The 26,283-nt window shown below is 40.3% G+C and carries 27 protein-coding genes; 14 read left to right on the top strand and 13 right to left on the bottom strand.

The window, feature by feature from the left end; all coding sequences use genetic code 11:
• Positions 1 to 26: 26 nt before the first annotated feature.
• Positions 27 to 1,130, bottom strand: a complete 1,104-nt coding sequence (gene dinB / locus NY014_RS06415) for a DNA polymerase IV (RefSeq protein WP_259413733.1) — start codon at positions 1,128 to 1,130, stop codon at positions 27 to 29.
• Between the two features lie 69 nt (positions 1,131 to 1,199).
• Positions 1,200 to 1,922, bottom strand: coding sequence for a YceI family protein (locus tag NY014_RS06410; protein ID WP_259413732.1), 723 nt, complete (start codon positions 1,920 to 1,922; stop codon positions 1,200 to 1,202).
• Positions 1,923 to 2,037: 115 nt separating this feature from the next.
• Between NY014_RS06410 and NY014_RS06405 the strand changes: the two genes are divergently transcribed.
• From NY014_RS06405 to NY014_RS06375, 7 genes are all read left to right on the top strand, one after another.
• Complete coding sequence (locus tag NY014_RS06405) at positions 2,038 to 2,559, top strand: gamma carbonic anhydrase family protein (RefSeq protein ID WP_259413731.1); 522 nt, start codon at positions 2,038 to 2,040, stop codon at positions 2,557 to 2,559.
• A gap of 75 nt (positions 2,560 to 2,634) precedes the next feature.
• Positions 2,635 to 3,147 carry a hypothetical protein gene (locus NY014_RS06400; RefSeq protein ID WP_259413730.1) on the top strand — a complete coding sequence of 171 codons (513 nt, stop codon included), beginning with the start codon at positions 2,635 to 2,637 and terminating at the stop codon, positions 3,145 to 3,147.
• A gap of 108 nt (positions 3,148 to 3,255) precedes the next feature.
• A complete protein-coding gene (locus NY014_RS06395) occupies positions 3,256 to 3,969 on the top strand; it encodes an esterase family protein (protein ID WP_259413729.1) in 714 nt (237 codons plus the stop codon).
• Positions 3,970 to 3,990: 21 nt separating this feature from the next.
• On the top strand, positions 3,991 to 4,947 hold the full coding sequence (locus NY014_RS06390; protein WP_259413728.1) for an ATP-grasp domain-containing protein: 957 nt from the start codon (positions 3,991 to 3,993) through the stop codon (positions 4,945 to 4,947).
• Positions 4,948 to 4,965: 18 nt separating this feature from the next.
• Positions 4,966 to 6,084 (top strand): carboxylate-amine ligase, encoded by a 1,119-nt coding sequence (locus NY014_RS06385; RefSeq protein ID WP_259413727.1) that lies wholly within the window; start codon positions 4,966 to 4,968, stop codon positions 6,082 to 6,084.
• 37 nt (positions 6,085 to 6,121) lie between these two features.
• The gene (locus NY014_RS06380; RefSeq protein WP_354003167.1) at positions 6,122 to 6,955 is read left to right on the top strand and encodes a type 1 glutamine amidotransferase; all 834 of its coding nucleotides are present in this window, start codon (positions 6,122 to 6,124) and stop codon (positions 6,953 to 6,955) included.
• Positions 6,956 to 6,960: 5 nt separating this feature from the next.
• Positions 6,961 to 8,151, top strand: a complete 1,191-nt coding sequence (locus NY014_RS06375; protein WP_259413726.1) for a hypothetical protein — start codon at positions 6,961 to 6,963, stop codon at positions 8,149 to 8,151.
• A gap of 51 nt (positions 8,152 to 8,202) precedes the next feature.
• On the opposite strand, the gene pyrE is transcribed toward NY014_RS06375, so the two are convergent.
• Positions 8,203 to 8,847, bottom strand: a complete 645-nt coding sequence (gene pyrE, locus NY014_RS06370) for an orotate phosphoribosyltransferase (protein ID WP_290426999.1) — start codon at positions 8,845 to 8,847, stop codon at positions 8,203 to 8,205.
• Between the two features lie 107 nt (positions 8,848 to 8,954).
• Between pyrE and NY014_RS06365 the strand changes: the two genes are divergently transcribed.
• Positions 8,955 to 9,683 carry an NUDIX hydrolase gene (locus NY014_RS06365; RefSeq protein ID WP_259413725.1) on the top strand — a complete coding sequence of 243 codons (729 nt, stop codon included), beginning with the start codon at positions 8,955 to 8,957 and terminating at the stop codon, positions 9,681 to 9,683.
• On the opposite strand, the gene coaD is transcribed toward NY014_RS06365, so the two are convergent.
• From coaD to NY014_RS06345, 4 genes are read right to left on the bottom strand one after another with little or no spacing between them, the layout of a single operon-like run.
• Complete coding sequence (gene coaD / locus NY014_RS06360) at positions 9,655 to 10,110, bottom strand: pantetheine-phosphate adenylyltransferase (protein ID WP_259413724.1); 456 nt, start codon at positions 10,108 to 10,110, stop codon at positions 9,655 to 9,657. The genes NY014_RS06365 and coaD overlap by 29 nt on opposite strands.
• A 2-nt stretch (positions 10,111 to 10,112) precedes the next feature.
• Entirely contained in the window at positions 10,113 to 10,919 is an 807-nt protein-coding gene (locus tag NY014_RS06355; protein ID WP_259413723.1) for a DUF3822 family protein, read from the bottom strand.
• A 23-nt stretch (positions 10,920 to 10,942) separates the two neighbouring features.
• Complete coding sequence (locus NY014_RS06350; RefSeq protein WP_259413722.1) at positions 10,943 to 11,524, bottom strand: hypothetical protein; 582 nt, start codon at positions 11,522 to 11,524, stop codon at positions 10,943 to 10,945.
• A gap of 52 nt (positions 11,525 to 11,576) precedes the next feature.
• Positions 11,577 to 12,086, bottom strand: a complete 510-nt coding sequence (locus tag NY014_RS06345; protein WP_259413721.1) for an NUDIX domain-containing protein — start codon at positions 12,084 to 12,086, stop codon at positions 11,577 to 11,579.
• A 14-nt stretch (positions 12,087 to 12,100) separates the two neighbouring features.
• Between NY014_RS06345 and NY014_RS06340 the strand changes: the two genes are divergently transcribed.
• From NY014_RS06340 to NY014_RS06325, 4 genes are all read left to right on the top strand, one after another.
• Positions 12,101 to 13,525, top strand: coding sequence for an ATP-dependent DNA helicase (locus tag NY014_RS06340; protein ID WP_259413720.1), 1,425 nt, complete (start codon positions 12,101 to 12,103; stop codon positions 13,523 to 13,525).
• A gap of 87 nt (positions 13,526 to 13,612) precedes the next feature.
• Positions 13,613 to 14,002: a DUF1573 domain-containing protein gene (locus NY014_RS06335; RefSeq protein ID WP_259413719.1), complete on the top strand. Its 390-nt coding sequence runs from the start codon at positions 13,613 to 13,615 to the stop codon at positions 14,000 to 14,002.
• Between the two features lie 168 nt (positions 14,003 to 14,170).
• The gene (locus tag NY014_RS06330; RefSeq protein ID WP_259413718.1) at positions 14,171 to 15,916 is read left to right on the top strand and encodes an ABC transporter ATP-binding protein; all 1,746 of its coding nucleotides are present in this window, start codon (positions 14,171 to 14,173) and stop codon (positions 15,914 to 15,916) included.
• Between the two features lie 75 nt (positions 15,917 to 15,991).
• Positions 15,992 to 16,525: a UpxY family transcription antiterminator gene (locus NY014_RS06325; protein WP_435520609.1), complete on the top strand. Its 534-nt coding sequence runs from the start codon at positions 15,992 to 15,994 to the stop codon at positions 16,523 to 16,525.
• A 9-nt stretch (positions 16,526 to 16,534) separates the two neighbouring features.
• Here NY014_RS06325 and NY014_RS06320 read toward each other — a convergent pair whose 3' ends face one another.
• From NY014_RS06320 to ligA, 5 genes are all read right to left on the bottom strand, one after another.
• Positions 16,535 to 17,239: a hypothetical protein gene (locus NY014_RS06320; RefSeq protein WP_259413717.1), complete on the bottom strand. Its 705-nt coding sequence runs from the start codon at positions 17,237 to 17,239 to the stop codon at positions 16,535 to 16,537.
• 120 nt (positions 17,240 to 17,359) lie between these two features.
• The gene (gene xseB / locus NY014_RS06315; protein ID WP_259413716.1) at positions 17,360 to 17,545 is read right to left on the bottom strand and encodes an exodeoxyribonuclease VII small subunit; all 186 of its coding nucleotides are present in this window, start codon (positions 17,543 to 17,545) and stop codon (positions 17,360 to 17,362) included.
• Between the two features lies 1 nt (position 17,546).
• Entirely contained in the window at positions 17,547 to 18,860 is a 1,314-nt protein-coding gene (xseA, locus tag NY014_RS06310; RefSeq protein ID WP_259413715.1) for an exodeoxyribonuclease VII large subunit, read from the bottom strand.
• A gap of 6 nt (positions 18,861 to 18,866) precedes the next feature.
• Positions 18,867 to 19,727 carry a 4-hydroxy-tetrahydrodipicolinate synthase gene (dapA, locus tag NY014_RS06305; RefSeq protein WP_259413714.1) on the bottom strand — a complete coding sequence of 287 codons (861 nt, stop codon included), beginning with the start codon at positions 19,725 to 19,727 and terminating at the stop codon, positions 18,867 to 18,869.
• A gap of 157 nt (positions 19,728 to 19,884) precedes the next feature.
• Positions 19,885 to 22,356 carry an NAD-dependent DNA ligase LigA gene (ligA, locus tag NY014_RS06300; RefSeq protein ID WP_259413713.1) on the bottom strand — a complete coding sequence of 824 codons (2,472 nt, stop codon included), beginning with the start codon at positions 22,354 to 22,356 and terminating at the stop codon, positions 19,885 to 19,887.
• Between the two features lie 113 nt (positions 22,357 to 22,469).
• Between ligA and NY014_RS06295 the strand changes: the two genes are divergently transcribed.
• Positions 22,470 to 23,102 (top strand): TetR/AcrR family transcriptional regulator, encoded by a 633-nt coding sequence (locus NY014_RS06295; protein WP_259413712.1) that lies wholly within the window; start codon positions 22,470 to 22,472, stop codon positions 23,100 to 23,102.
• A 61-nt stretch (positions 23,103 to 23,163) separates the two neighbouring features.
• A complete protein-coding gene (metG, locus tag NY014_RS06290) occupies positions 23,164 to 25,221 on the top strand; it encodes a methionine--tRNA ligase (protein WP_259413711.1) in 2,058 nt (685 codons plus the stop codon).
• A 142-nt stretch (positions 25,222 to 25,363) separates the two neighbouring features.
• Here metG and NY014_RS06285 read toward each other — a convergent pair whose 3' ends face one another.
• Complete coding sequence (locus NY014_RS06285) at positions 25,364 to 26,266, bottom strand: YitT family protein (RefSeq protein ID WP_259413710.1); 903 nt, start codon at positions 26,264 to 26,266, stop codon at positions 25,364 to 25,366.
• Between the last annotated feature and the right edge of the window lie 17 nt (positions 26,267 to 26,283).

Below are 26,283 nucleotides of genomic sequence, written 5' to 3'. Positions count from 1 at the left end.
GTTAATCAGTTTATTCTTGGCTAATTTCAAGATTGCTCGAAAGGGATCTTCAGTTGCTCCCCAAAATGAATTTGTTCTTCGGTGATGTTCAAGTTAGAAAGTCCTAATCCTAGGAGCCGGACAGGTTTTGGGATTTCTTCTTGGTTTAAAAGTTCCAGCCCCACTTCCCAAATGGTTTTCTCATCGGGATACTGTTCTAGGGTTTTACTTCTGGTTTGGATTGTAAAATCAGAATATTTGATCTTTAAGGTAATGGTTCGTCCCTTGATCCCGGTCTTCTTTACCCTTCGGGTGACTTCTTCATAAATAGGATAAAGATTGTCTTCCATTTCTTTGGGAGTAATCAGGTCTTTTTCAAAGGTGTTTTCTGCGCTTAGGGATTTTCTGATACGGTTTGGTTGAACTTCAGAAAGGTGGATTCCCCGAACGATGTTGTAGTAGTGTAAACCGGATTTTCCGAATTTCTTGGTCAAAAACTGTAGGGAATATTCCTTCAAATCCCTCCCATTAAAAATTCCCAGTTTTTCCATCTTTTCGGCGGTTACTTTTCCGATCCCAAAGAATTTCCGGATGGGTAGTTTTTCTAAAAATGCCTCAGCCTCGTCTGGTAAGATGACGGCCTGACCATTAGGTTTATTCAGATCCGAAGCGGTCTTTGCAAGGAATTTATTGTAAGAAACTCCCGCAGAAGCATTTAGGCCTGTTTTTTCTTTGATCTTTGCACGAATCTGACGGGCAATCAGGATTGCTGACTTTAGACCCATTTTGTTTTCGGTCACATCCAAAAATGCTTCGTCCAATGAAAGTGGTTCTACCAGATCTGTGTATTCGTAGAATATTTCCCGAATTTGATTTGATAGTTCTTTGTAGCGATCAAATCGTGGCTTTGCAAAAATTAATTGGGGACAATTTCTTGCTGCCAAAACTGAGGACATGGCTGAATGAATTCCGAATTTCCTAGCCTCGTAGCTTGCAGCAGCTACCACTCCACGAGCAGCATTTCCTCCCACAACCAATGGCTTTTCTCTCCATTCCGGATGATCCAATTGCTCCACCGAAGCATAAAAAGCATCCATATCTACATGAATGATTTTTCGGGTTTTGACTTCAATATTGGCGTGAGAATCCATGACAAACCAATATAAAACAGAAAAGGGAATTCCTGAGAATTCCCCTTCTATTCGTTGGTTTAGTAGACCTTAGTTAGCTTTCACATCCAACTGCAAAGAGACAGTGTTGTAGATAAACTGATCTTTTGCTTTATCAACTGCATTAGCTTCATCTCCATAAGAAAGACCCCAAGCAGTTCTGTCAATGTTGAATCCTGCTTTTGCAGATACGATTCCGTTTTCGATGGAAACAGCAGCTGGGAACTTGATGTTTTTAGTTGTTCCTCTCATGGTCAAGTTTCCACTGATCCAGTGAGTAGGAGTTTCTGGAGTAAGTTCGCTATTTGAAGCAGGAGTGAATTCAGTAACAAATTCTTCTTTGTCAGTAATTACATCTTCCGCATTGAATGGCTCTACACCGGTGATTTCAAAAGTTGCTGTTGGGTGATTTTCAGCATCGAAGAAGTCAGCAGACTGAAGGTGACCCCAAAGTTTACCATAGTTTTCGGATCCTTCTTCCAAGTCTTCAATTTTCAAACCAGTGATATCAAAAGTGAAAGATCCACCTGTGATATTGTCACCATTTACGGATAGGGTACCTGTAGTAGCAGGAATTTTACCAAAATGCTTCCCAGCTGGCTTGTACCCAGCCCAAGAGATAGTGGTAGCATTTGGATCCAAGGTTAAAGTTTGACCAGTTGCTTCAGCTACTTCCTGTGCTTCAGAAGTTTCTACTGTTTCACTTGGTCCACCGCATGCAAACACCAAAAGAGTTGCAGCTACAAATAGGCCTGATTTAGCAATCAATTTCATAGTTGTTTAAGATTTAGTTTCCTAATTAATGTATAGACACAGAACGCAAATTTCTATAAAAAGTTTATAAGTCCGAAAAAAAATTAAAATTTGTTTTTCACTAATGATTCCAAGTATGAAAGAAGCCCTAATCATGGAAATAAACGGGAAAAAGCCGGTTTTTGGAGACTCTTGCTGGCTAGCTCCCAATGCTACAATAGTCGGAGATGTGGTGATGGGGGATGAGTGTACCGTTTGGTTCAATGCAGTAATCCGGGGAGATGTTCACGAAATTCGGATTGGGAATCAAACTAACATTCAAGATGGGGCTGTGATTCATTGTACATATAAGAAGGCCGGGACATATATCGGGAATCAAGTATCCATCGCCCACAATGCTATCATCCATGGCTGTACTATTCATGATCGGGTTTTGATAGGTATGGGAGCGATTGTGATGGATGGAGCAGTTGTGCATTCGGGGTCCGTTATTGCAGCAGGAGCCGTGGTTTTGGCAAATACTGTGGTGGAACCAAATTCAATTTATGCGGGGATGCCAGCTAAAAAGGTCAAAGAAATCGGTCCTGAGATGGAGGAAGTAATTATGCGAACTGCAAAAAACTATCCTATGTATTCAAAATGGTTTGAAGAAAAATAGAATTCATGAAACCTTGACTTTTCTAAGTCGTTGATTTTTAGTAATTTCAAATTCGTTTTTCAACTCAATTTTTTTATGAATACTGTTATTGATTTTGTTTCTGACAAGAGGATTTTGATTGCGCTTTTTCTGTTGATGGTAGCTCTCAATCTCTCACTTTCTTTCTTTATGCCAAAGGATCATGCTTTGGATTTGAAATTTGCCTACACCTTTTCAGAAGCCTATCAATCTCTAGCTGAAATGGATTCTGACACGAGAAAGTTTTATCGATTTGGAATTTGGGCTTTAGATTTTCCATATATGATCGTGTATAGTTTATTTTTTGCTGGAATACTTTGTCGCTTATGGGGGTCTCGTGCTTTAGTTGTTGTCCCATTCTTGATTGCGATTTTTGATTTTTTTGAAAATCTGATGGTGCTACGGATTTTAAAGTTGTTTCCTGAGCCCAACCGATTAATCACCCTCATTGCATCTGGCTTTACTACCCTGAAATGGCTAGCCGTAGCGATCATGTTTATTATTATTATATTGGGAATTTGGAAGTACTATTTTTCGGAGAAATTTTCAACTTCCTCCTCTTCTTCATAAAGCTCTAAATTTTTTATTTCCGCCTACTGAAAATATAAGCTTTGCATTTCGAGATATTTTGAATAGTTTTTCTCTTGCTTACCGATTTGGAAGCATTTTGAAAAATTTATGAAAGAGGAATATTTTAAGTGGTTTTCTCCCCATCTACAGCGGGATGTGCAAATGTTAGTATTTGGTCATGCAGGTTATCCCGTAGTGGTTTTTCCTACCTCCAAAGGTTCTTTTCATGAAAACAAGGACATGGGATTGATTGGATCGGCACATTGGTACATAGAACAGGGATTGATTCAGATCTATTGTCCGGAAAGCAACGATGCCCAAAGTTTCTATAATAAAAATGTACATCCCCATCAGCGAATTCAAAATCATGTGGCTTATGATAAGATGATTTGTCATGAGTTGGTTGAGCGGATTCGGCTAAATACCTCAACTGCCAAGGTGGTGGTAGCAGGTTGTAGTTTTGGAGGCTATCATGCAGCCAATTTTGCATTTAGACACCCAGGATATGTTAGCCACATGTTCAGTATGTCAGGTGCTTTTGACATCCGCAATTTCATGGACGGGTATAATCATGACGATATCTATTACAACAGCCCTTTGGAATATCTTCCGGGTTTAAATGATCATGAGCTTTGGAATATGGATATCGTTTTGGGGACTTCCAACTGGGATATTTGCTACGATGCCAACCTAAAATTGTCCCATGTGCTCAATCAAAAGCAGGTGCCACATTGGTTGGATGTCCGGCAAAATCGGGTGCATGACTGGGACGTATGGAAAGAGATGTTTCCTCATTATTTAAGCAGAATTAAGTTTGATTAGCCATTTTAACTGTATCTAAAAATGAAAAAGATCGGAATACTTTTCGGGATGGAAGATACCTTCCCTCAAGCCTTCATCGACCGGGTAAACCAAAAAGCCGAGAAGGGAATCATGGCAGAGGCCGTGAAGATTGACAAAGTGATTCAAAATCAATTGACAGAATATGCAGTGATTATTGACCGTATATCTCAGGATGTCCCTTTTTACAGAGCCTATTTAAAAAATGCTGCTTTAACAGGTACGGCTGTAATCAATAATCCTTTTTGGTGGAGCGCTGATGATAAGTTTTTCAATAATTGTCTAGCTGATCAGCTGGGAGTTCCTTTACCAAAAACAGTCATCCTTCCTTCTGCAGAGCATCCTACTGATACTACTTCAAAATCATTTCGTAACCTAGAAGCTCCGCTAGATTGGGAGGGAATATTCAATTACGTAGGATTTCCTGCGTATATGAAACCTTATGCGGGCGGAGGTTGGAAAAATGTCTATAGACTGGAAAACAAAGAGGAATTTTTCCAAAAGCATCCTGAAACAGGTCAATTGGTAATGTTACTTCAGGAAGAGATAGTTTTTGATGAATATTTCAGAGTGTATTGCCTGGGTGGAAAAGCAGTTCGGATTATGGAATATGAACCTCGAAATCCACATCATTTACGCTATGTAGTAGATCGGGCTCCTGCTTCCAGAAAATTATTGGCAAAAGTGAAAGAATATACGCTTACGCTTTGCAAGGGATTGGGTTATGATTTCAATACGGTTGAATTTGCTGTGAGGGACGGGATTCCCTATGCTATTGACTTTGGTAATCCTGCTCCTGATGCAGATGTTAATTCTGTAGGCCAGGAAAATTTCGAATGGGTTGTTGAAGAAGCCGCAAACATGGCGATTCGCTATGCAAAAGCCCAAAAACCAGGAAAAATGAATTTGACCTGGGGAACCTTTATGAGAAATGCGGTGGAAGGAACCAAACGTTTTTAAGATTAAAAATCACTTTTTATGTGTGCAGTAATCAAGAAATTACCTCAGTTTACAATTGGGGTAGAGGAAGAATATCAGATCATTGATCCTACTACGCGGGATCTTCGTTCTCATATGTCCAAAATAGTTGATGGGGGGAAAATCCATCTACGGGAGCAGGTCAAGGCAGAAATGCACCAATCGGTGGTGGAAGTAGGGACAAACATTTGCCAAAATGTTCAGGAAGCCCGAAAGGAAGTTGCCTTTCTACGAAATAAAATCTCAGAACTTGCTGCTCAGCAGGGGTTGATTGTCGGTGCGTCAAGTACGCATCCATTTTCAAAATGGCAGGATCAGGAGATTACAGATGACCCACGATACCACACCATTGTTGATGAATTGAAGGATATCGCCCGTTCTAATTTGATTTTTGGCTTGCACGTGCATGTGGGGATAGAGAGTAGGGAAGTAGCCTTGCAGGTGATGAATCAGGCTTGTTATTTTCTACCTCACATATATGCCTTGACAACCAATTCGCCTTTTTGGGAAGGGAGAAATACTGGATTCAAAGCTTTTAGAGCAAAGATATTTGCGAAGTTTCCAAGAACCGGTTTGCCAGAATACTTCGACTCAGTACAGTCCTATGATAATTTTTTGGAGACCTTAGTGAAGACAAACTGTATTGATAATCCAAAGAAAATCTGGTGGGATCTTAGGATGCATCCTTTCTTTAGCACGATTGAATTCAGGATTTGCGATATGTGCCTTACGGTTGAGGAGACTACTTGCATCGTGGCCTTGATTCAAGCCGTTGTTGCCAAATTGTACAAATTGATCATGAGCAACATCTCTTATAATGTTTACCGAATTGCGCTCATCCGAGAAAATAAATTCCGTGCTGCCCGAAATGGAATAGAAGGAAAACTGATTGATTTTGGCAAAAAGCAGGAAGTCCCAACCGTGGATTTGATCATGGAGCTGCTGGATTTCATAGATGATGTGGTTGATGAATTAGGAAGCCGTGAGGAAGTCAATTATGTTCATCAAATTCTAAAGAATGGAACCGGCGCAGATCAGCAATTAAAAGTATTCGAAGAAACTAAGGATTTGACCAAAGTGGTCGATTTTATAACCAGCAAATTTACAGAAGGGATTTAAGGAATTCCTGTACCTTTGAGGCCTAAAATCAGTCGTTGTGGGAAAGTCTAAGATTCAGTTGGCCATATTGGATATGTATGATGGGGAGCCTAATCAAGGAATGCGCTGCATTCAGGATATATTGGGCCGCTTTCATCATGACATTTCTTACAAGATTTTTGATGTAAGAGGAAAGTCTGAACTTCCCGAAGTCACTGATTTTGACCTGTATATTTCCACAGGAGGTCCCGGAAATCCACTTGAAGGAAATGGGGATTGGGATATCAAATACAATGATTTTTTGGACCAAATCTGGATTTGGAATCAAAACCATTCTGTTAAAAAATATCTGTTGTTGATTTGTCATTCTTTTCAAATGGCTTGTAAGCATTTTGGCTTAGGTGAAATCAACAAACGAAAATCAACCTCGTTTGGAGTAATGACTATTCACAAAACCCAGGAAGGGATGGTAGATCCACTTTTTCAGAATTTGGATAATCCATTTTGGGCAGTAGATAGTCGGGATTACCAGGTAGTTCAGCCCCACAAGCGAAAATTTAACCTCTTAGGAGCTAAAATTATTGCCCTTGAAAAAATCAGAAATCACGTAGAGTACGAGCGGGCAATTATGGGGATTCGATTCACCGATGAAATTGTTGGGACTCAGTTTCACCCGGAAGCGGATCCAGTATCCTTTTTGGCACATTTGAAAAAACATGAGGTTCGTGATAAGATCATTGCGCTAAAAGGGAAGGCTAAATTCCGAACGATGCTGGAGGACTTAGTAGATGAAGATAAAATCTATCGTACTAATGAGGAATTGATTCCTAATTTCCTTCGCCACAGTATCAATCAAGTTCGAAGTCAAAAAACATCCAAAGCTTTGATTTAATTGTTATGATTTCATCTGTCCGCGAGCAATTTAATGCTGCTTTTTCGCAGGAAAAATACCAAGAGCTTTTACAGAGTATTCAAAAGGATTTTGATTTTCTTCCTGCTTTTCGAATTGCGGAAACTCCCTTTTTTATCTCAGAAAAGCTTAAATCTCAACTATTAGAAGCATGTGAGGAATTGATTTCCTTTCTGAAAAGGCCGGATTTTAAACAACTGACTCAACGAGCACTTGACCTGAATACAGAGGTGCCAAATGAGGATCCACATTCCCAATTTTTAGCGATTGACTTTGGGATTTGTGAAGAAAACGGGGTTTTATTACCGAAATTGATTGAAGTCCAAGGCTTCCCAACCGTATTTAATTTTCAGTTTAATCTATTTCAAAAGCTTCGCTCTGTTTATCCTTTTTTGAGAGATTTCACCCCTTATCTAAGTGGGTATGATGAGAAGAAATATCTGGAATTACTCAGGAAGACCATTTTGGGGAAGTTCCAACCTGAGGAAGTTGTGTTATTGGAAATTGAGCCTGAAAATCAAAATACAAAGATCGACTTCTATTATTGCCGAAAGGATTTGGGAATTCCAGTTTGCTGTGTAACGGAGATTGAAAAAGAGGGGAGGAAATTATTCTATAGGGATTCGAAAGGAAGTAAAATTCAGATTCGACGGATTTATAATCGGGTTATTTTTGATGAGCTAAATTCTCGCCCGGATCTAAAGATGAACTTTAGCTTTTTGGATGATTTGGATGTGGAATGGGCTGGACATCCGAATTGGTATACTAGAGTTTCCAAGTTCATACTTCCTTATTTGGATAGTCCCTATTTCATTGATACCACTCTGATGAGTGAACTGAAAGAGATTCCCAAAGATTTGGAAAATTATGTGCTCAAATCGCTTTTTTCATTCTCTGGAGCAGGTGTGATTTTCAATGTAAAGCCCTCTGATATCGAAAATTTGAAGCATCCGGATCAATTTATTCTACAGAAAAAAGTGAATTATGCTCCTGTGATTCAAGCGCCAAATGGAGGAGTGAAAGTGGAGATTCGGATTTTAGCCCTATGGCCCGAAGAGGATGAATCACCGACTTTGGTGGGTAATCTAGCTAGACTAAGTCGCGGTGAAATGATAGGTGTGAAATACAACAAGGACAAGGATTGGGTAGGAGCCTCAATTGGTCTTTTCAAAAAGTAACTGAATTAATTTTCAGAAATAAAAAAAGCCGAGGATCTCGGCTTTACTTTTTTAAGGATTCCATTGAGAAGGATTTTCTCTCCAAACCTCCAGTGATTTTAACGCTTCGTCATCGATATATTTTTTCTGAACAGCCCGAGGAAGTAATGCCTCATAGTGTGAAAGTACAGCCAAACGGACACCAGCTTTTTCGAAATTTTCATCAGCAATAGGGAATCCATAGCTAAAAATGGCAACCATTCCCAAAACCTCAAATCCTGCTTTTCGAAGATCTTCAACGGCTTTTAGAGAACTTCCTCCAGTAGAAACCAAGTCCTCAACAACAACTACTTTCTGACCTTTGACGATTTTTCCCTCGATCATATTTTCCATTCCATGCCCTTTTGGTTTGGAGCGAACGTAAAGAAATGGAAGTTCCAACTCGTTAGCCAAAAGGGCTCCCTGTGGGATTCCTGCTGTTGCAACACCAGCGATCGCCTCTACTTCCGGAAAGCAGTGTTGGATCGCTCGGGTCAAAGAATCGCGGATTAGATTTCGGACCTTTGGAAACGATAAGGAAAGTCTATTGTCGCAATAAATAGGGGATTTCCATCCCGAAGCCCAAGTGAAAGGTTGCTTGGGTTGTAGTCTTATTGCTTCGATTTGGAGTAGTTGATCGGCTACTTCAGCGGCGATTTCTGAGGATATAATTTCCATATCTCAAAAATAAGGGATAGGCTTCATCTTCTTATTGGAGTGGGGGAAAATTTTATGCATTTTTGGAACAATCCTGACCAAACTCATATAATAGAAAATAGCTCTCCATGCGAATTTTTATCAACGATAAGCCTTTGGATCTGATCAGTTATGATGAATTGCCCAAGACCAAAGAGTTTGATAGAGTTTTCAAAGACCCAAATGATCTACCTCCTGCTTCTGAATGGGTAGATGATTTGCTTTTTCATGAACCTTCCTTTGATTTAGTGATTCGGATATTGTATCAACTAAGAACCAGGAAATTGCGGGAATTGGATTCAATTACTTTGGTGACGAATACTAAAAAGGAGCTTCGGGATTTTATCAAAAGCCGCTTTTTTATCATCAAAGCAGCTGGTGGAGTTGTGATGAAAGATGATCAGGTTTTATTGATTCACCGCTTAGGAAAATGGGATTTTCCAAAAGGGAAATTCGATAAAGGTGAGACAGCAGCTGCTTGTGCAGTTCGGGAAGTAGAGGAGGAGTGTGCTATTGAAGTAAGGCTAGGAAAGCATATTTGTAATACCTGGCATACTTATATGCAGGATCGAAAAAGCATTCTGAAAAAGACCTATTGGTATGCGATGGATTGCACGAATGATCGAAAAATGGCTCCACAGGAGGAAGAAGGTATAGTCGATATTAGATGGTTTAGAATTCCTGAAGCTAAGACAGCTTTGATTAATTCCTATCCTTCCATGCGGTGGCTATTTAAGCAGGTGTTAAAATCTTATTTCAATCCTGCTGAAAGAAAAAAAAACAAAAAGGTTAAATCGAGTAAGGAAGAAACTCGCTGACATCACCCCCATACCGATGAACTTCGCGGATAACGGTCGAGCTGATCGCGGCATATTGAGGAGAAGTGATTAGAAATACCGTTTCTAGTTCTTCATTCAAATACCTGTTCATCTGCGATATGGTATTTTCGTATTCAAAATCAGTAGTATTTCTCAATCCACGAATCAAAAAGCCAGCCCCATGTTTTTTGGCGAGGGTGGAAGTAAGTTCATTATAAACTATGACTTTGACGTTAGGATTATCATTGTACACGGATTCTATTTTTCCCACCATCATATCAATGTCAAAATATCTATTCTTTTTGGTGGAATTATAGCCAATTCCGATGATGACCTCATCGAATAAATTCAGACTTCGCTCGACAATGTCATGATGCCCCATCGTAAAAGGGTCGAAGGTTCCCGGGAAAATGGCTACTTTTTTCATGCTTATAGATATTGCCATGAAACCTCAAACAAACCAAGATCTTTGATTCGTTTGAATCCATGTGAATAATTTTGATTGGCATGTGGAGTTAAAATCCGCACATGATGAAAATACTCTTTTGCCCAATCTTCTGTGATAGAGGACTTTTGTGGAAGTCCATAAATCGTCACTCTCACATGTTTGGAAGAGTATTTCAGTTGTTTAATCATGATGAGAATGTACTTTAAAAAATCCTCATCGGTAGGAATATCAAACATGTTAAACGCACTAAGCTCCTGATCTGTAAAGGCGGCTAAATACATTTTTCTACCAAAGACGTTCACTAAAATTTCCTGTCCTATCAAATTGAATCGTTCCTTGAAAAGATAGGAAAGGAAGGAGCATGCTCCATGGTGAAAATTGATTTCGGTAAATCGAGCCTGAAGAGATTTCTTGAGTTTTTCGTCTACAAATGAAACTAATTGGAGATTATTGCTGTCAAGCGGAGTATGAAAGAAATGTGCCTGAGGAGGTAAATCATGTACAAATTCCAAGTATTTTCCCTCATTCTCCGGGGCAAATAAAACCCCCGGCACTAAACTGAATCCAGACTGGTGCACATATACCCGAACTGGCACGTCATTTTTCAAAAGGGGATCCGAGATAATCAGCTTATCTAGTTTATCCCATTCGAAGTCAGGGTAAAAATGAATTCCGGTATTTGCCTGATTCTGATCTTTGGCAAAAACTGCTAAAAATTCAGGGTATAAAAAAAGTGATAAGCTCGCAGTGTCTTCCACATCAAACTTATCACTCTTAAAAACTTTCAAAGTGGTTTCCAAAATTGCTGGGATTATTTCCAGTTACCTTCTGTAGAAGCGTCAGTTCTGGATCCTACTCGCAATGCTTTTTCGTTGTTGTTCAATCTTCTTTCAGGGTTAATCGGAGCTGGGTCACGAATCTCAAATACGTTTACCTCGTAGCTGTTTCGCTCGATTTTATCTGCAAAGAATTCGAACACTTTACCTCCTGAACCTGGCACTACTGCCAAAGCTTCCAAGTTGAAGTCAGGATATTTTCTTTCGTTGAATAGGGAGTCAATCACAGGGACAGAACCTAAGGTGTCGAAAGTAACGGTTGTCTCTTCCTTACCATAATCCAATAATTTGGTGGTTTCAGTTCGCTGGATCAACCAGATTTCACCTTCTTGGATAAATGTTTTCAAGCTATCCCAAGTAGAGGCATATTTTCCGTTGGATGCTTCATAAGCTAGTTGGGCATCTCGAAGCATTTGAAGTTTTTCAATGATAGCTGCTTCTACAAGAGCGATTCTTTTTTCTTCTTCAACTACGTCGTCAACTCCTTTCCATAGGAGGTATCCGAGACCTAATGCTGCTAGCAAGAAGACGAAGGAAAGTACTTTGGTTAGATTCATTTTAGTTAGAATTTTAAAATCTAGGTAAGGTTGATGGTGTTTTTAAACCGTGCTATTTTAGGTATTTATTTTCAAAATTAAAATATCCTTTCCACAATCCTATATCTTCAAAGGAATTAATTGCCCAAAATACCTGATGGAGGGATTTTTTAGGAATTTTTTGGATTTGCGGTAAGCTTAGCCATTGAATATCGGTGATAATTTGCTGTAATCCCTCTAATTCCGGGTCATGACCTAAGGTCAATTCCCCTCCTTGAAGGTTTACTTTGAAGAATAATTCAATAGCATGAAGTGGAGGTTCGAGGAATTCATGAACAAACAAAAAGTCCCCAACTGAAATTTCCAGTCCAGTTTCTTCCATGAATTCCCTCTTCAAATTGGAACTAGCGTCCGAACCAAACCGCATTCCTCCTCCTGGGACGGACCAAAATTCTTGCTTGTCCCCCATTAAGTGACGGACCATTAGCAATTTTTCATCTTGGATTAAAATGCCATTTACCCGTGTCCGGAGTCGGTTTCCGAATTTTGATTCGATTTGCTTCCCAATTTTGTCTCTTGTCATGTACCTTCGTCTCTATGGGTAAAGATACTCAGGCAGATTTAAAGCCTTCCCGGTTTTTTTCAAAATATTTCCCCTATGAGCCTACGAGGGGTCAGGCACATTTTTTTCAAAAAATGGATAGCTTCCTGCTTTTACCTGCTGAGGAGAAACCTACATTCGTGCTTAGAGGATATGCCGGTACAGGAAAAACGAGTCTCATTTCGGCTTTGGTAAAAGTGCTGCCTCACTTCAATATGCGCTCGTTATTGCTTGCTCCAACTGGAAGAGCAGCCAAAGTGATGAGTAATTACAGTAATCGATCGGCTTTCACTATTCATAAGATTATTTACAAACCCAAAGAAGAATCCACTGGTTTGGGGCTGGGGTTTGTTCTTCAAAAGAATTATTTCAAAGACACCTTATTTATAGTCGATGAATCTTCCATGCTTTCCGATGATGGAGGTATGTCGGGTAATTTGCTGGGAGATTTGATACGTTTTGTTTTTAGCGGTACAGGAAATCGCTTGTTATTGGTGGGTGATACTGCTCAGCTCCCACCTGTTGGGAGTACTTACAGTCCCGCTTTGGAATCAGGGTACCTGTTGCGACAATTTAGGCTTTCAGCAGATCAGCTTGAGCTGACGGAAGTAATGCGGCAACGTACAGAATCCGGGATTTTATTCAATGCGACCCAACTTCGACAGCTACTTCAGGTTGAAAATCCCTCTATTCAAATGCGAACTTCAGGCTTTCCGGATATTTATCGAATGACAGGGGAGCGACTAGAAGACGGCCTCCGATATGCCTATGATAAATATGGAACAGAAAATACAGTAATCGTTACTCGATCTAATAAGAATGCGGTGCAGTACAATCAGTATATCCGTCGCATGATTCATTTTTATGAAAATGAAATCGATACAGGTGACCTTCTGATGATTGTTAAAAACAATTATACCTATATGGCTGATTCGGATCGGGTTAGTTTTTTGGCCAATGGAGATATGGTAGAGATTATGAAAATCCGGACTTTTGAAGAGCTGTACGGATTCCGATTTGCTACACTGGAGCTTCGTTTGTTGGATTATCCAGACGAACCTCAATTTGAGGCGAAAGTATTATTAGATACTTTGTATTCTCCTTCTCCGTCACTTACGGGTGAACAATATCGAAGCTTGTATGATCAAGTTTCTAGGGATTATGAGGATGTTGCCAATAAAAATGAGCGGATGGAATTGATCAGGAAGGACCCTTATCTCAACGCTCTTCAAATTAAGTTTGCCTATGCACTTACCTGTCATAAAGCCCAAGGTGGGCAATGGGATGCGGTTTTTGTGGATCAAGGTTATCTTCCCGATGAGCAAATAGACCGGGATTATATCCGTTGGCTTTATACTGCAGTAACGAGAGCAAAGGAAGAATTGTATCTTTTGAACTTTCAATCCGTATTCTTTGCTTAAGAGTTATTCCCTGAATTCGGAACCTTGGTCTGAATTTTGAATAAGCTATCTAAAATTGAATATTTGAAAAGTTAAACCTACCATATCATGAAAAAACTAGGATTATTGTTAAGCGCGTTGATTGTATTAGTGGCTTTCCAGGCTCAAGCACAATCAGGCCCCGTCCTTACTTTCAAAGAAAAATCCATTGATTTCGGGGATATTGTTCAAGGAGCTAAGGTATCTCATACCTTCGAATTCACTAATACTGGAGATGCTCCTCTGGTAATCTCTAATGTGGCAGCTACCTGCGGATGTACCGTTCCAAGCTGGCCTAAGGAGCCAGTTGCTCCAGGAAGTACTGCAAAAATCGAAGTTTCCTTCAATTCAGCGGGAAAAATGGGTAAGCAAAACTCAGTGGTGAGAATTTACTCCAATGCTTCCGAACCAATTGAGAAAGTATCTTTGATTTCTAACGTTTTACCACGTACAAAATAAAAATTGACGAACTCTAAACTTAAAGCTGTCTCTGATAGGGGCAGCTTTTTTTGTTGGTTTTTACCGTCTTAAAATTCCTTTTGGCAAATAGGTAATCTCTATTCCAATTGAATGAAGTAATTTGAAATTGAACCAGAATTTATATCAAGGGGTTACTTTTCCACTCTTATGAAAAAACAGCAAGAAAAAAGGGTCAGCATTCAAAAAGTCTTTGCGACGATTGTCTGGCCAAGACGTAAGCAACTTTTATTAGGCTTAGGTTTGATTATTATCAGTAGACTTTCAGGTTTGGTTTTGCCTGGAGCTAGTAAATATTTGATTGATGATGTTATTCCCTCCAGCGATTTGAATTTATTGAAGTGGCTTATTTTGGCTGTAGTAGCTGCGATTGTCATCCAATCTGTTACTTCCTATGCTTTGACGCAGATTTTATCTGTAGAAGCACAGAATCTGATTGCAAAACTTCGCTCACAGGTTCAAAGCCACATCATTCGCCTTCCTATCCGCTTTTTTGACAATACTAAAACGGGTGAACTGGTTTCCCGAATTATGAGTGACGTGGAGGGGGTACGAAACTTGGTAGGAACTGGCTTCGCACAGATGATTGGGGGAGTTTTGACAGCGGTGGTTTCTCTTATTTTATTAATTAGTATTTCCCCTTTGATGACCTTGTATGTGCTAGTTCCTGTGGCTGTTTTCGGCTTGGTCTCTTTGAAGGCTTTCGGAAAAATCAGACCTATTTTCCGTGAAAGAGGAAAAATCAATGCCCAAGTGACAGGCAGATTGACGGAGACTTTGGGTGGGATTCGAGTAATCAAAGGGTTTAATGCAGAGGCACAGGAAATAAAAACCTTTGAAAAAGGAGTGGATCAACTCTTTCAAAATGTCAAAGCTAGCTTGACGGCAACCTCTTTTGTAACATCTGCAGGCACTTTACTCTTAGGATTGGCTTCGGCGGGAATCATGGGTATTGGAGGTTGGATGATTATGGAGGGGAAAATGACCTTTGGAGACTTTTTGGCCTTTACCCTTTATTTAGGATTCATGATTGCTCCAATCGTTCAGATGTCTAATATCGGTTCTCAATTGACCGAGGCATTTGCTGGCCTTGACCGGACTGAGGAAATCATGAATGCTCCACTTGAGTCAGATGATAAAAAACGAACACTTAATCTTCATGAATTCCGAGGTGATATTAGATTCGATCGGGTTTCATTTGCCTATGAAGAAGGAAAAGAGGTGGTTCATGAAGTGAGTTTTGATGCGCCAGCCGGTTCGGTGACCGCTTTGGTAGGGACTTCCGGTTCAGGAAAAACAACCATTGCCGGTTTGGCTGCAAGTTTTTTGACGCCGGATTCCGGAAAGATTAGCCTAGATGGACATGATCTAAATGAAATCACCTTGGAATCTTATCGTTCCCGATTGGGAGTGGTATTGCAAGATGATTTTCTTTTCGAAGGGACAATTCGAGAAAATATTCTTTTCCCTAGGCCAGATGCTACAGAAGAGCAGCTATTTGCAGCAGTAAAAGCTGCTCATGTGGGGGAGTTTACAGATAGATTTGAAGAAGGCCTTGATACCTTGATTGGGGAGCGAGGGGTGAAACTCTCAGGAGGACAGCGTCAACGAATTGCAATTGCGAGAGCGATTTTAGCGGATCCAAAGATTCTGATCTTGGATGAAGCAACTTCTAATTTGGATACAGAGTCAGAGACCTTGATTCAGGCTAGTTTGAAAGAATTGATGAAGGGAAGAACGACTTTTGTCATTGCGCATAGATTGAGCACGATTCGTCAGGCTGATCAGATTTTGGTGATTGAGCAAGGTAGAATAGTCGAAAGAGGAAAGCATGAAGAATTGATTGCTTTGCAAGGACGTTATTTCCAATTATATACCTATCAGGCGAGAATCTAATTGATACGATTTGATTCAAATCTATTCCCATTCCTTCGACGAGGACTGAAGGATTTTGTATTTTTGTAAACCCAAATGAATGCAGAAGAGATGAGTGAATTGAAATGGTATGTGATGTACACCACATCGCGGTCTGAGAAAAAAGTTGCAACAAGATTAAGAGAAAGAGGCTGGGAGGTTTATCTACCTCTTGTCACGGAATTGCGACAATGGTCAGACCGAAAGAAGAAGGTGGAACGTCCTCTTTTCAATGGCTATGTTTTTGTAAAAACCCATAGAAATCAACTTTGGGAATGTCTTCAAGTTCCAGGTTCCGTAAAGTTTGTTCATTTTTCTGGGAATCATGCGACAGTCCGTGAGGAGGATTTGGATAAAATCCGAAGAGTAGTGGAAACGGGCGTTGCTGTGGAGACAGATGGAGGAGAAATCGAACCGGGAGAGCAAGTCCAAGTGATGGGTGGCCCGCTTCAAAATATGGTAGGGGAGTGCATTGAAAAGGGAAACAAAGATTACTTTGTTATCCGAATTCCAGGGATTTACCAAAACATGCTTATTAATGTCCCTAGGAAATTTCTTCAAGTACTTCCAAAGAAAGAAGCTGCTAGCTAAAGGATTTTTCTATTCCAGATTTTTAGGTTTGAAATACCGTCGGAAAACGATTTGGGCTTGAAATAGGTGGTCACCAAATCGGTTGAACCCTACATTTCCATCAAGATTATCTGAAAAAGTCCAAAGCATAGTGCCTTCACCTGCTATATCAGAATAAGGTCCTATACTATAGCTTAATCCGGCCCGAACTGGGACATACCCGGTGGTCACCTGATGTTTGGTAGGGGTCTCCTCCGGACTATACGATTTGGTCTGTTCGGTCATGACATGCATAATTCCTAATCCAACACCTCCATAAATATTGAATCGTGAACGGTGCATGTGATTGGAAAATGGAATTAGATTGATGCTGGGAATAACATCAAAATAAAAAGCTGGACCTTTTGCAGTAAAAGAAGCAAAATTAGCGTGCCACATATCACGGATTTGGGTACTAGGATCTCCACCACTGCTAATAAACTGCACGCCCAAGGTGGCTCTAAGGTCTAATGCAGGAGTCATTTTTTTGGTTATTGAGGCAGAAATAGCAGGCTTGATTTCAAAATTAAAATCTCGGTATTGGCCTCCATTGTCCAAATAGGCGAAGGAAGGTCCAATCCCAATAGAAAGGATGTTGTCCCGAGAGATTCGCTCACGATAAAAATTCTGAGCATTTGCCATTAGAGGTAAAGTCAGAAACAAAATAAGAGCCGAAAACTTGATAATGGAACTCATGGAAATCAACCTGATATAGAGGATTTGAATGATTTGAAAAATGGCAACAAATATGCCAATGCTTGATTTACAAAGGTTTAAACTTCAATCCTTTTGGATTATTGTGAAAAGGAAAAGATTTTATCCTTGCTCCTCATCAAATGCTTTTTGAATTTCCTCCTCGGTGTTTTTGAGTTTTTCCTTGCAGGATTTGACTAGGTCTGCGGCTTCCTTTACCAAGTCGGATAGTTCGTCAACACTTTTCTTTCCCTCTTCCAATTGACTGAGAATGAGTTCCAATCTTTCTATGGCTTCGTTGTATTTCATCTTATTTCTCTTTTTCGATTTGGTTGATAGTACTTTCGATTCGCTGCTTGGAAGTAATAGTAGTCATTTGATCTCCAACTTTCGGGCTTGAAAGATGTATAGGTTTTCCTGCAATTTCTGTTCGAGTATAGCCCCTTAATAATATTGCCTTCGGGTCCAATTGCTGAAGCATCTTATCCATGCTGGAAAGGCGTTGATTTTCGGATCGGATTAGCTGAGATGAGAATGCAGAGATTCCTTTTTGAAGATTGGCCAAAAGGTCTTTTTGATGAGAAACCTGACCCAAGGAAGCTCTTGTTAATCTGCTTTTTTGATTCTCAACTTTTTCTTTTTCGAGGCGAAGTTGGCCGAGCATAATCGCTTGAACTCGATGACTTATCCCTTCAATTTGATTTTGTGCCAGCTTCAGGTATTGCTGCGTAATTCGATCAATTCTATTAGCCAGCGATAAAATATTGTCCTCAAAAATCCGAAAACTAGATAAGATGAATTCTGCAACGGCAGTTGGAGTTTTTAGCTTAGTATGTGCTACCAAATCCGCTATGGTCTCATCACGCTCGTGACCAATTCCAGTCAAAACCGGAAGCTTACAATTCGCGATTTTAACAGCTAAGCGATAATCATCAAAGCAATCCAGATCAAGTTGTGCGCCTCCTCCTCGAATAATCACTAGAGCTTCCAAACCTAACTTTTCTTGAAGATTCTCTGCTTTTTCAATAGCTGCTATCAAACTTCCAACAGCTTCATTCCCCTGCATCAATGAAAGGAAGAGACGATGATAAATTTTATATCCGTATTGATTTTTTTCCAATTGGTTGACAAAATCTCCATATCCCGCTGCTGTGGCGCTTGAGATAATCCCAATCCGCTGTACTACTTTGGGAAGGGGACGATTAGTATTAAGCCGAAGAAGGCCTTCTTTGGTTAATCTGTCGATTGTTTCCTGACGGATTCTTGCTCTTTCTCCCAAAGAAAAAGACGCATCAATGTCTTTTACATTGAGACTAAAGCCATAAACAGGATGAAAAGTGACTTGGACTTGAGCCAAAACTTTCATTCCGTTTTTGATCCCAGTACCAGTCAAACTTTCAAATCGAGAAGCAATAGTTCGGTAAGTGAATTGCCAGCAATTGCTGCGCATTTTGGCTAAAACCTGTGTTCCTTGCTTTTCAACCAACTCAAAATAAGCATGACCTTGAGCAGCTACTCGAAAATCTGCAATCTCTCCAATTACCCAATAAGTTGGGTTTAGCTCATTTTCCAAAGTTGATTTAATGAGGTATCCTAGTTCAGAAATAGAGAGTGCATTTTGCATGCGTTTTTAAATAGCTTGGTGAGCTTTTTTGATCATTTGTTGAAGTTCTGCACTAGCTTTTACCAAAGGCAATCGGACTTGATCCCCACAAATGCCAATCTCCTTTAAAAGGAATTTAAGACCTACTGGATTTCCTTCAGCATACATTAGAGGATTGATTTCCAAGAGGGAGAGGGTTGCGGTTTTCTTTTCTTGCGGAGTTCCTTTGGTTAGTTTTTTGAAAATTTCAGGGTAAGCATTGGCTAAAACTGAAATCACCCCAACTCCTCCTATACTTTCCATAGGGACTGTTAGCATGTCGTCACCCGAAATCAACAAGAAATCATTCGGTTTACGAGCCGCAATTTCCATGCATTGTGTCAAATCACCAGAAGCTTCTTTGATTCCAATAATATTGGGGTGATTAGCAAGAGTCAGCGTAGTCTTCACAGAAAGATTAGAAGAAGTTCTCCCAGGAACATTGTAAAGAATCACCGGAACTGGGCATGCATCAGCGATAACCTGATAATGGGCAATGATTCCCGACTGTGAAGGTTTATTGTAGTAAGGGCTGACAGAAAGAATGGCATCTATTCCTTCAAAATCGGTTAGGCTGATTTCATCCAAAATCGCCTGCGTATTGTTTCCTCCTAGTCCATAGACAAGCGGAACTCTTCCTTTGTTGATTGAAATCGCTTCTTGAAGAACTTGCTTTTTCTCTTCTTTGGAAAGGGTAGCTACCTCTCCGGTAGTTCCTAGAACAACCAAATAATCAACCCCACCTTCAATGCAATGCTCAATCAATTTTGCAAAGGCTTGAAAGTCAACATTTTCATCCTCCAAAAAAGGAGTAATTAAAGCAACACCGGTACCGTAGAAATTTTTCATGGTTCGCATTCAGATTCGAGGTGCAAAGATAAGGTCTTCTACATTTTGAATGGACCGATCGTCAAAAATAGGGTAAGGATATGTGATTTTTTAGAAGTTGGTTTTGACTTCCAGTCTATTATACTAGAAAGTCAAAACCAATATTCCTTAAATAATTTCAGTTGGGGTTTTGCGGAGTCGAACCCACCATATCCAAAAACTCCTCTTCTGAAATCATTGGAATTCCAAGCTTTTCAGCTTTCTCTTTTTTGCTTGGCCCCATTCCTTCCCCTTCGATGATAAAGTCTAGGTTTTTGGATACGGAAGAAATATATTGACCTCCATGAGCTTGGACAAAATCGACGATTTCATCTCGCTTAAAGTTTTGAAGTTTTCCCGAAGCCAAAATCCGCTTTCCTGCCAAAACCTCGCTTTTTACGGCGTTTAAGTCTTCTTGAATCTCAAAGTGCAGTCCATGGTTTTTAAGCCTTTGAATCAGAGTTTGGTTTTCTGAATTTTCAAAGAAGTCCTGAATACTTTGAACCAAGGTTTCCCCGACACCATTGATTTCCAATAATTGTTCAGTGCTTGCATCTTGCAGCTTTTCAATACTTCCAAAATGACGGGCCAGGAGTTGGGCTGTATTTTCGCCGATATTTCGAATTCCGAGGGCAAATAGTACCTTTTCAAACGGCTGTTCTTTAGATGCCTTGATTCCATCCAACATATTGGAAATTACTCCTTCTTGGAAGGTGTTTGCTTTTAGTTTTTTGATTCGCTCCCGCAATTCATTTGGCAAATCCAAATCAAGCCGCAGTATGATTCCGTGGATAGTGCCTTCCTTCTTGCTAGCTTTTAATATATCTGAAAACTCAACACGCCTTCCAAGAAATATTTCCAATACCACCGCGACAGGTACATAATCTTCCATCTTGGGAAGCTCATGCTGGTCTTTGAGCGTGTTGATCAACATCTCTATCATCCCAACATTGGATGGCACTTTCTTTTTCCATTTCCTGATTTTTTCCTGAAAGGCTTTTAAAGTTTCAAAAAGCGGAAGCTCGGCAGCCTCCTGTAAGAAATCCTGAATTTGTTTGAAAGAAATCTGCTCCGTTAAAGCGAAAAGGGCTTTTTCTACCGTAATGTAAAGCAAACCGCTTTCCTCTTTTTCGTATTGATCATGACTCATCTCCAGTCCAAGCAGCTCTTTTTCTTTGGACTCAAGGTCATAGATGTCAGCGTAATTTTTAATAAAACCCTGATCGATCAAAGCCCGGATTCGCTCTGTGCCCAAAGAGTCAATATCCATGGCTCTCTTTGAAACAAAGTGCTCAATTCGTCCCAGAATCTGTGGAGGACAGGTTTCGGCATTTGGGCAAAAATGCTTTGCCTCTCCCTCTTTTCGAACTAGTTTGGTGCCGCATTCTGGACAGGATTCAATGTAATGGATAGGTTCAGCATGAGCTTTTCGCATGCTTACATCTACCCCTGTGATTTTTGGTATGATTTCGCCGCCCTTCTCCACAAAAAGGGTGTCACCTTCATAGATTCCGAGTCTTTGAATCTCGTTGGCATTGTGAAGGGATGCTCGCTTTACGGTGGTTCCGGCTAAGCTTACAGGTGAAAGGTTAGCTACTGGAGTAATGGCGCCTGTTCTTCCTACTTGATAGGTAATGGATAATAATTCGGTTGCGGCGCTTTCGGCTTTGTATTTATAAGCAATTGCCCATCGGGGATTTTTGGCTGTAAATCCCAGTTCTTCCCGCTGATCGTAATCATTGATTTTGAGTACCACTCCATCAGTTTCCATGGGAAGGTTATGGCGATCTTCCCGCCATTTTTCAATGTATTCTAGTACTTGATTTAGGTTTTTTGCTTTCTGATAAGTTTGGGAGACATTAAAGCCCCAACTTTCGATCAAGTGAATGGCTTCTGAATGTGTTTTTATTCCTAAATCTTCACCTAGAAGTTGATAGAGGCAACAGTTAAGTCGGCGTTTGGCAACGATGCTGCTGTCCTGCATTTTGAGTGTTCCGGAAGCAGCATTTCGCGGATTGGCTAGTAAAGCTTCACCTTTCTTTTCCCGTTCTGCATTTATTTTTTCGAATTCTCGGATTGGAAGAAAAATCTCCCCCCTTACTTCGAATTTCTTTGGAATGTGTTTCCCGGTTACGGTCAAGGGGATGTTTTGAATTGTCCTGACATTAGCTGTGACATCATCTCCTTTGGTTCCATCTCCTCTAGTTACTGCTCGAACTAATTTTCCATCCTCATATACCAGGCTGATGGCAACTCCGTCGAATTTGAGTTCGCAGAAATATTCATAATCTGTAGTCCCTAATCCTTTTTCGACCCGCTCATCAAAAGCCTGAAGCTCTTCGATGGTATAGGTGTTGCCAAGGGAAAGCATTTTATATTCATGAACGACAGTTTTGAATTCTTTCGTAATTGTTCCGCCTACCCGCTGACTTGGGCTGTCAGGATCCAAAAGATCTGGAAATTCAGTTTCTAAGCGGATTAGTTCCTCCAACAATTGATCGAATTGATAATCTGAGATTTCAATTCGACTCTCCTGATAATAAAGGTTATTGTGGTAATTGATTTCCTTGGTTAGTTCGGCGATCCTTTTCTTAGCTTCCTGATGAGTCATGATTTTCAAAATGATAGCTAAATTAAACTGAAGTTGGAAGCTTGTAAAATTGTAGGGTGGAAAAGTTTCTTGGAGGATTTACCTTTGTTATCTCCTAAGGTTCAAAATCCCCTATGACTCAAAAAATTAACCAAGAAGCAAAAATTATTGATGCTGCTTACAAGCTTTTTTTAGAAAAAGGCTATCGCCATTCCACCGTAGACGATATCGCACAGGCTTTGGGGATGAGCAAGAAAACGCTATACAAATTTTTTTCTTCCAAGTCAGACTTATTATCAGCAGCTTTTGAAAAATTGAAACTTCGAATGACTGCCAAAGTAGAGGCGATTTTGGACAATCGCTACATCCCATTTCCATTGAAATTAAAATCAAGCCTCTCTGTCGTGGCCAATTATTTGGCTCCGATTAATCCCGAACTTTTCGAAGATCTTCGGGATCATGCACCGGAGGTTTGGGAAGACTTAATGGATTACATTAATGAATCTGCTTTTTTGAGATTTCAGCGATTGATACAGGAGGGAAGAGAGCAAGGATTGGTAAAAGCCAATCTCAATGTGGGTTTGGTCGTAATGATGTATGCGAGTGCGGTTCGTTCTTTACTTGACCCGAGTTTTAGACAAGGGTTTCCAGAATCCATTCAAAAAGACATGCGAATTCCAGCTGCTGATATCTTTGATCAGGCGATCACGATTATTTATAATGGAATAATGACGGAAGAGGCAAGAGCTGAATTCGAGAATACCTGATTTGATAGGATGATTTCCCTATCTTTGCGACCTGATTTGAACGAAATACCCTCCTTTTTCAATGAATAAATCATTCAAACGCTACACGATTACCTCTGCTTTGCCTTATGCTAATGGCCCTTTGCATATTGGACATTTAGCGGGCTGTTATGTGCCATCTGACATCTATGCTCGTTTTTTGCGATCTCAAGGCAAAGATGTGCTTTATGTTTGTGGATCGGATGAGCATGGAGTAGCTATTACCATCAAGGCTCGGAAGGAAGGAAAAACACCCCAAGAAGTGGTTGACCATTTCCACGGGTTGATGAAAAAGAGTTTTGAAGAATTCGGAATTTCTTTTGATCACTATTCCCGTACTTCGGCACCAGTTCATCACGAAACTGCTCAGGGATTTTTCAAGGATCTTTATGAAAAAGGAGAGTTTTTAGAGCAAAGTACAGAGCAATATTACGACGAAGAAGCAGGACAGTTTTTGGCTGACCGATATATTGAAGGTACTTGCCCAAAATGTGGGTTTGAGAATGCCTATGGGGATCAATGTGAAAAATGTGGGTCCTCACTCAGTCCTACCGAACTTATCAATCCTCGCTCTAAGCTGAGTGGAAGCAAGCCTGTTTTGAAGGAAACTAAGCATTGGTTTTTGGATTTGGCGCGCTATTCTGGTTTTCTGAAAAAGTGGATTTTGGAAGAGCATGCTAATGATTGGAAAAACAATGTGCTTGGCCAATGCCGTTCTTGGCTGGAAGCCGGAGAAGGTCTTCAGGCCCGTTCCATGACGAGAGATATGGACTGGGGAATTAAAGTTCCCTTACCGGATGCTGAAGGGAAAGTTTTATATGTATGGTTTGATGCACCGATCGGATACATTTCTTCTACTAAGGAATGGGCAGCTGAAAATGGAAAAGACTGGGAGCCATATTGGAAGGATGAGGAAACCCAGCTAGTACACTTTATTGGGAAGGATAATATCGTATTCCACTGCATTATTTTCCCTGCTATTTTGAAGACGCATGGAGATTATATTTTACCGGATAATGTACCAGCCAATGAATTCCTAAATCTCGAAGGAGATAAGATTTCTACTTCCAGAAATTGGGCTGTTTGGTTGCATGAATATTTGGAAGAGTTTCCGGGTAAGCAGGATGTGCTTCGTTATGTATTGACTGCAAATGCTCCAGAAACCAAGGATAATGATTTCACCTGGAAGGATTTTCAGTCTCGAAATAATTCAGAGCTGGTAGCTATCTATGGGAATTTTGTGAATCGCGCAGTCGTGTTAACTCACAAATATTACCAAGGGGTTATTCCTTTGAGAGGGGCTTTGACGGCTTATGATGAGGAAGTTTTGGCGGCTTTGGCTGAGTTTCCTGAGAAAATTGCTTCTTCCATTGAGCGATTCCGATTCCGTGAAGCTCTTGGCTTAATGATGGATTTAGCCCGTTTGGGTAATAAATACTTGGCTGATACAGAGCCCTGGAAAACCATCAAAACGGATGAAAAGCGAACTGAAACCATCCTGAATATTGCTTTGAATATCGCTGCAAACTTAGCGATTGTTTCCGAGCCTTTCTTGCCATTTACAGCTACCAAATTGTATGATTTGTTTGGAATGAGCGATGCAAAATGGGAATTGGCTGGAAATTCTGAATTGCTTTCAGCAGGCCAGGTAATTGGAAAAGCTGAATTGCTATTCGAAAAGATTGAAGACGAAACCGTAGAAAAACAAGTTCAAAAATTACTAGACGCTAAAAAAATGAATGAAGCTGCAAATGCCCCTGTTGCTCCAATGAAGGATATTATCACCTATGATGACTTTGCAAAATTGGATATGCGGGTGGTGACTGTGTTGGAAGCAGAGAAAATGCCGAAATCCAAGAAATTGATCAAGCTGAAAGTGGATACTGGATTAGGTCATCGAACAGTTTTGAGTGGTGTGGCCGAGCATTTTGAACCTGAGTTTTTGGTAGGTAAACAAGTGACTATGCTGATCAACTTGGCTCCAAGAAAAATGATGGGAATCGAATCAGAAGGAATGATTCTGATGGCAGAAGATAAAGACGGAAAGCTAAAACTTCTTGTTCCTCACGAAGGAACTGCGAGTGGATCGACGATTTCTTAAGTACCAAGTATCTGGTATCAAAAATCAAGATTAGGCTGTCTCAGATGTTTTTGCCACCTGCTTAATGTGGCAGATTTCATATCCGAGACAGCCTTCTTTCTTTTCTTAAAAAATCAAAATTCTGATTTCGTGATACCAGAGATCAATGCAAAGGTCTCTTTTTAATCATTCCCCCCTTAGTATCCTTGATCGGATATTGAATCACAAAAGCTTTCGGGTCAATTTTTTCGATTTCTGTTAAGACTCGGGTTACTTCTAGGCGCGTCACTACAGTGAATAAGACGTTTCTATCAGGGTTTTTAGCTTTTTCTCCGAATCCCCCATCAGCTTTAAAAGCTGTCACACCACGGCCCAAATCATAGGTGACCTTACTTTTTATGTCATCTGCAAAATCAGAAATGATCATTACTCCAATGTATTCTTCAACTCCATTAATTAAGAAATCGACTGTTCTGGATGCTGAAAAGTAAGTCAACATGGAATACATGGCCGTCTCTAATCCTACCAAAAAAGCAGCAATAATGAAGAGACAGACATTGAATACAGTGATAAAGTCACCGACTGTCAAACTGGATCGACGAGAAATCTGAATAGCTAATACTTCGGTTCCATCGATGACTGCACCTCCCCGAATTGCAAAACCAATTCCACTTCCCAGAAAAAAGCCCCCGAAAACAGCGATCAATAATTTGTCAGCTGTGATGACGGGTAGTTCGATATAATGAACGAGCAGAGCCAAAGCAAAAATCGCCAGAGTACTTTTCACTGCAAATCGGAAGGAAAGCTGCTTGTATCCTAAATAGATAAAGGGCAAATTGACCAAGATGATCAGAAAGGAAAGGTCAACAGGAGTAAGAATTTCCAGTAAAAGGGAAACTCCCATCGCACCCCCGTCAAAAAATCCATTGGGTAGTAGAAATCCTTTCAAACCAATACTCGCCATTACCACTCCGATCCCGATAAATAGCACATCTTTTACTTGTCGCCAAATGGTTACTTTTTGAGCCCAAGCTGCATTGGGAATGTTGAGGAGTTGCTTTACCATATCCGAAAATAAGAGAA

The organism is Algoriphagus limi, assembly GCF_024919275.1.
GTDB lineage: Bacteria > Bacteroidota > Bacteroidia > Cytophagales > Cyclobacteriaceae > Algoriphagus > Algoriphagus limi.
This window is presented reverse-complemented; position numbering and strand designations above follow the sequence as displayed.

Coding starts and splice junctions, on each gene's coding strand:
- NY014_RS06345 (WP_259413721.1), bottom strand. CDS start 12,086: ATGACAAGAGACAAAATTGGGAAGCAAATCGAATCAAAATTCGGAAAC.
- NY014_RS06285 (WP_259413710.1), bottom strand. CDS start 26,266: ATGGTAAAGCAACTCCTCAACATTCCCAATGCAGCTTGGGCTCAAAAA.
- metG (WP_259413711.1), top strand. CDS start 23,164: ATGAATAAATCATTCAAACGCTACACGATTACCTCTGCTTTGCCTTAT.
- NY014_RS06320 (WP_259413717.1), bottom strand. CDS start 17,239: ATGAGTTCCATTATCAAGTTTTCGGCTCTTATTTTGTTTCTGACTTTA.
- NY014_RS06405 (WP_259413731.1), top strand. CDS start 2,038: ATGAAAGAAGCCCTAATCATGGAAATAAACGGGAAAAAGCCGGTTTTT.
- NY014_RS06325 (WP_435520609.1), top strand. CDS start 15,992: ATGAATGCAGAAGAGATGAGTGAATTGAAATGGTATGTGATGTACACC.
- dapA (WP_259413714.1), bottom strand. CDS start 19,727: ATGAAAAATTTCTACGGTACCGGTGTTGCTTTAATTACTCCTTTTTTG.
- NY014_RS06330 (WP_259413718.1), top strand. CDS start 14,171: ATGAAAAAACAGCAAGAAAAAAGGGTCAGCATTCAAAAAGTCTTTGCG.
- NY014_RS06410 (WP_259413732.1), bottom strand. CDS start 1,922: ATGAAATTGATTGCTAAATCAGGCCTATTTGTAGCTGCAACTCTTTTG.
- NY014_RS06395 (WP_259413729.1), top strand. CDS start 3,256: ATGAAAGAGGAATATTTTAAGTGGTTTTCTCCCCATCTACAGCGGGAT.
- xseB (WP_259413716.1), bottom strand. CDS start 17,545: ATGAAATACAACGAAGCCATAGAAAGATTGGAACTCATTCTCAGTCAA.
- NY014_RS06375 (WP_259413726.1), top strand. CDS start 6,961: ATGATTTCATCTGTCCGCGAGCAATTTAATGCTGCTTTTTCGCAGGAA.
- ligA (WP_259413713.1), bottom strand. CDS start 22,356: ATGACTCATCAGGAAGCTAAGAAAAGGATCGCCGAACTAACCAAGGAA.
- NY014_RS06385 (WP_259413727.1), top strand. CDS start 4,966: ATGTGTGCAGTAATCAAGAAATTACCTCAGTTTACAATTGGGGTAGAG.
- coaD (WP_259413724.1), bottom strand. CDS start 10,110: ATGAAAAAAGTAGCCATTTTCCCGGGAACCTTCGACCCTTTTACGATG.
- NY014_RS06350 (WP_259413722.1), bottom strand. CDS start 11,524: ATGAATCTAACCAAAGTACTTTCCTTCGTCTTCTTGCTAGCAGCATTA.
- NY014_RS06400 (WP_259413730.1), top strand. CDS start 2,635: ATGAATACTGTTATTGATTTTGTTTCTGACAAGAGGATTTTGATTGCG.
- xseA (WP_259413715.1), bottom strand. CDS start 18,860: ATGCAAAATGCACTCTCTATTTCTGAACTAGGATACCTCATTAAATCA.
- pyrE (WP_290426999.1), bottom strand. CDS start 8,847: ATGGAAATTATATCCTCAGAAATCGCCGCTGAAGTAGCCGATCAACTA.
- NY014_RS06365 (WP_259413725.1), top strand. CDS start 8,955: ATGCGAATTTTTATCAACGATAAGCCTTTGGATCTGATCAGTTATGAT.
- dinB (WP_259413733.1), bottom strand. CDS start 1,130: ATGGATTCTCACGCCAATATTGAAGTCAAAACCCGAAAAATCATTCAT.
- NY014_RS06390 (WP_259413728.1), top strand. CDS start 3,991: ATGAAAAAGATCGGAATACTTTTCGGGATGGAAGATACCTTCCCTCAA.
- NY014_RS06335 (WP_259413719.1), top strand. CDS start 13,613: ATGAAAAAACTAGGATTATTGTTAAGCGCGTTGATTGTATTAGTGGCT.
- NY014_RS06295 (WP_259413712.1), top strand. CDS start 22,470: ATGACTCAAAAAATTAACCAAGAAGCAAAAATTATTGATGCTGCTTAC.
- NY014_RS06340 (WP_259413720.1), top strand. CDS start 12,101: ATGGGTAAAGATACTCAGGCAGATTTAAAGCCTTCCCGGTTTTTTTCA.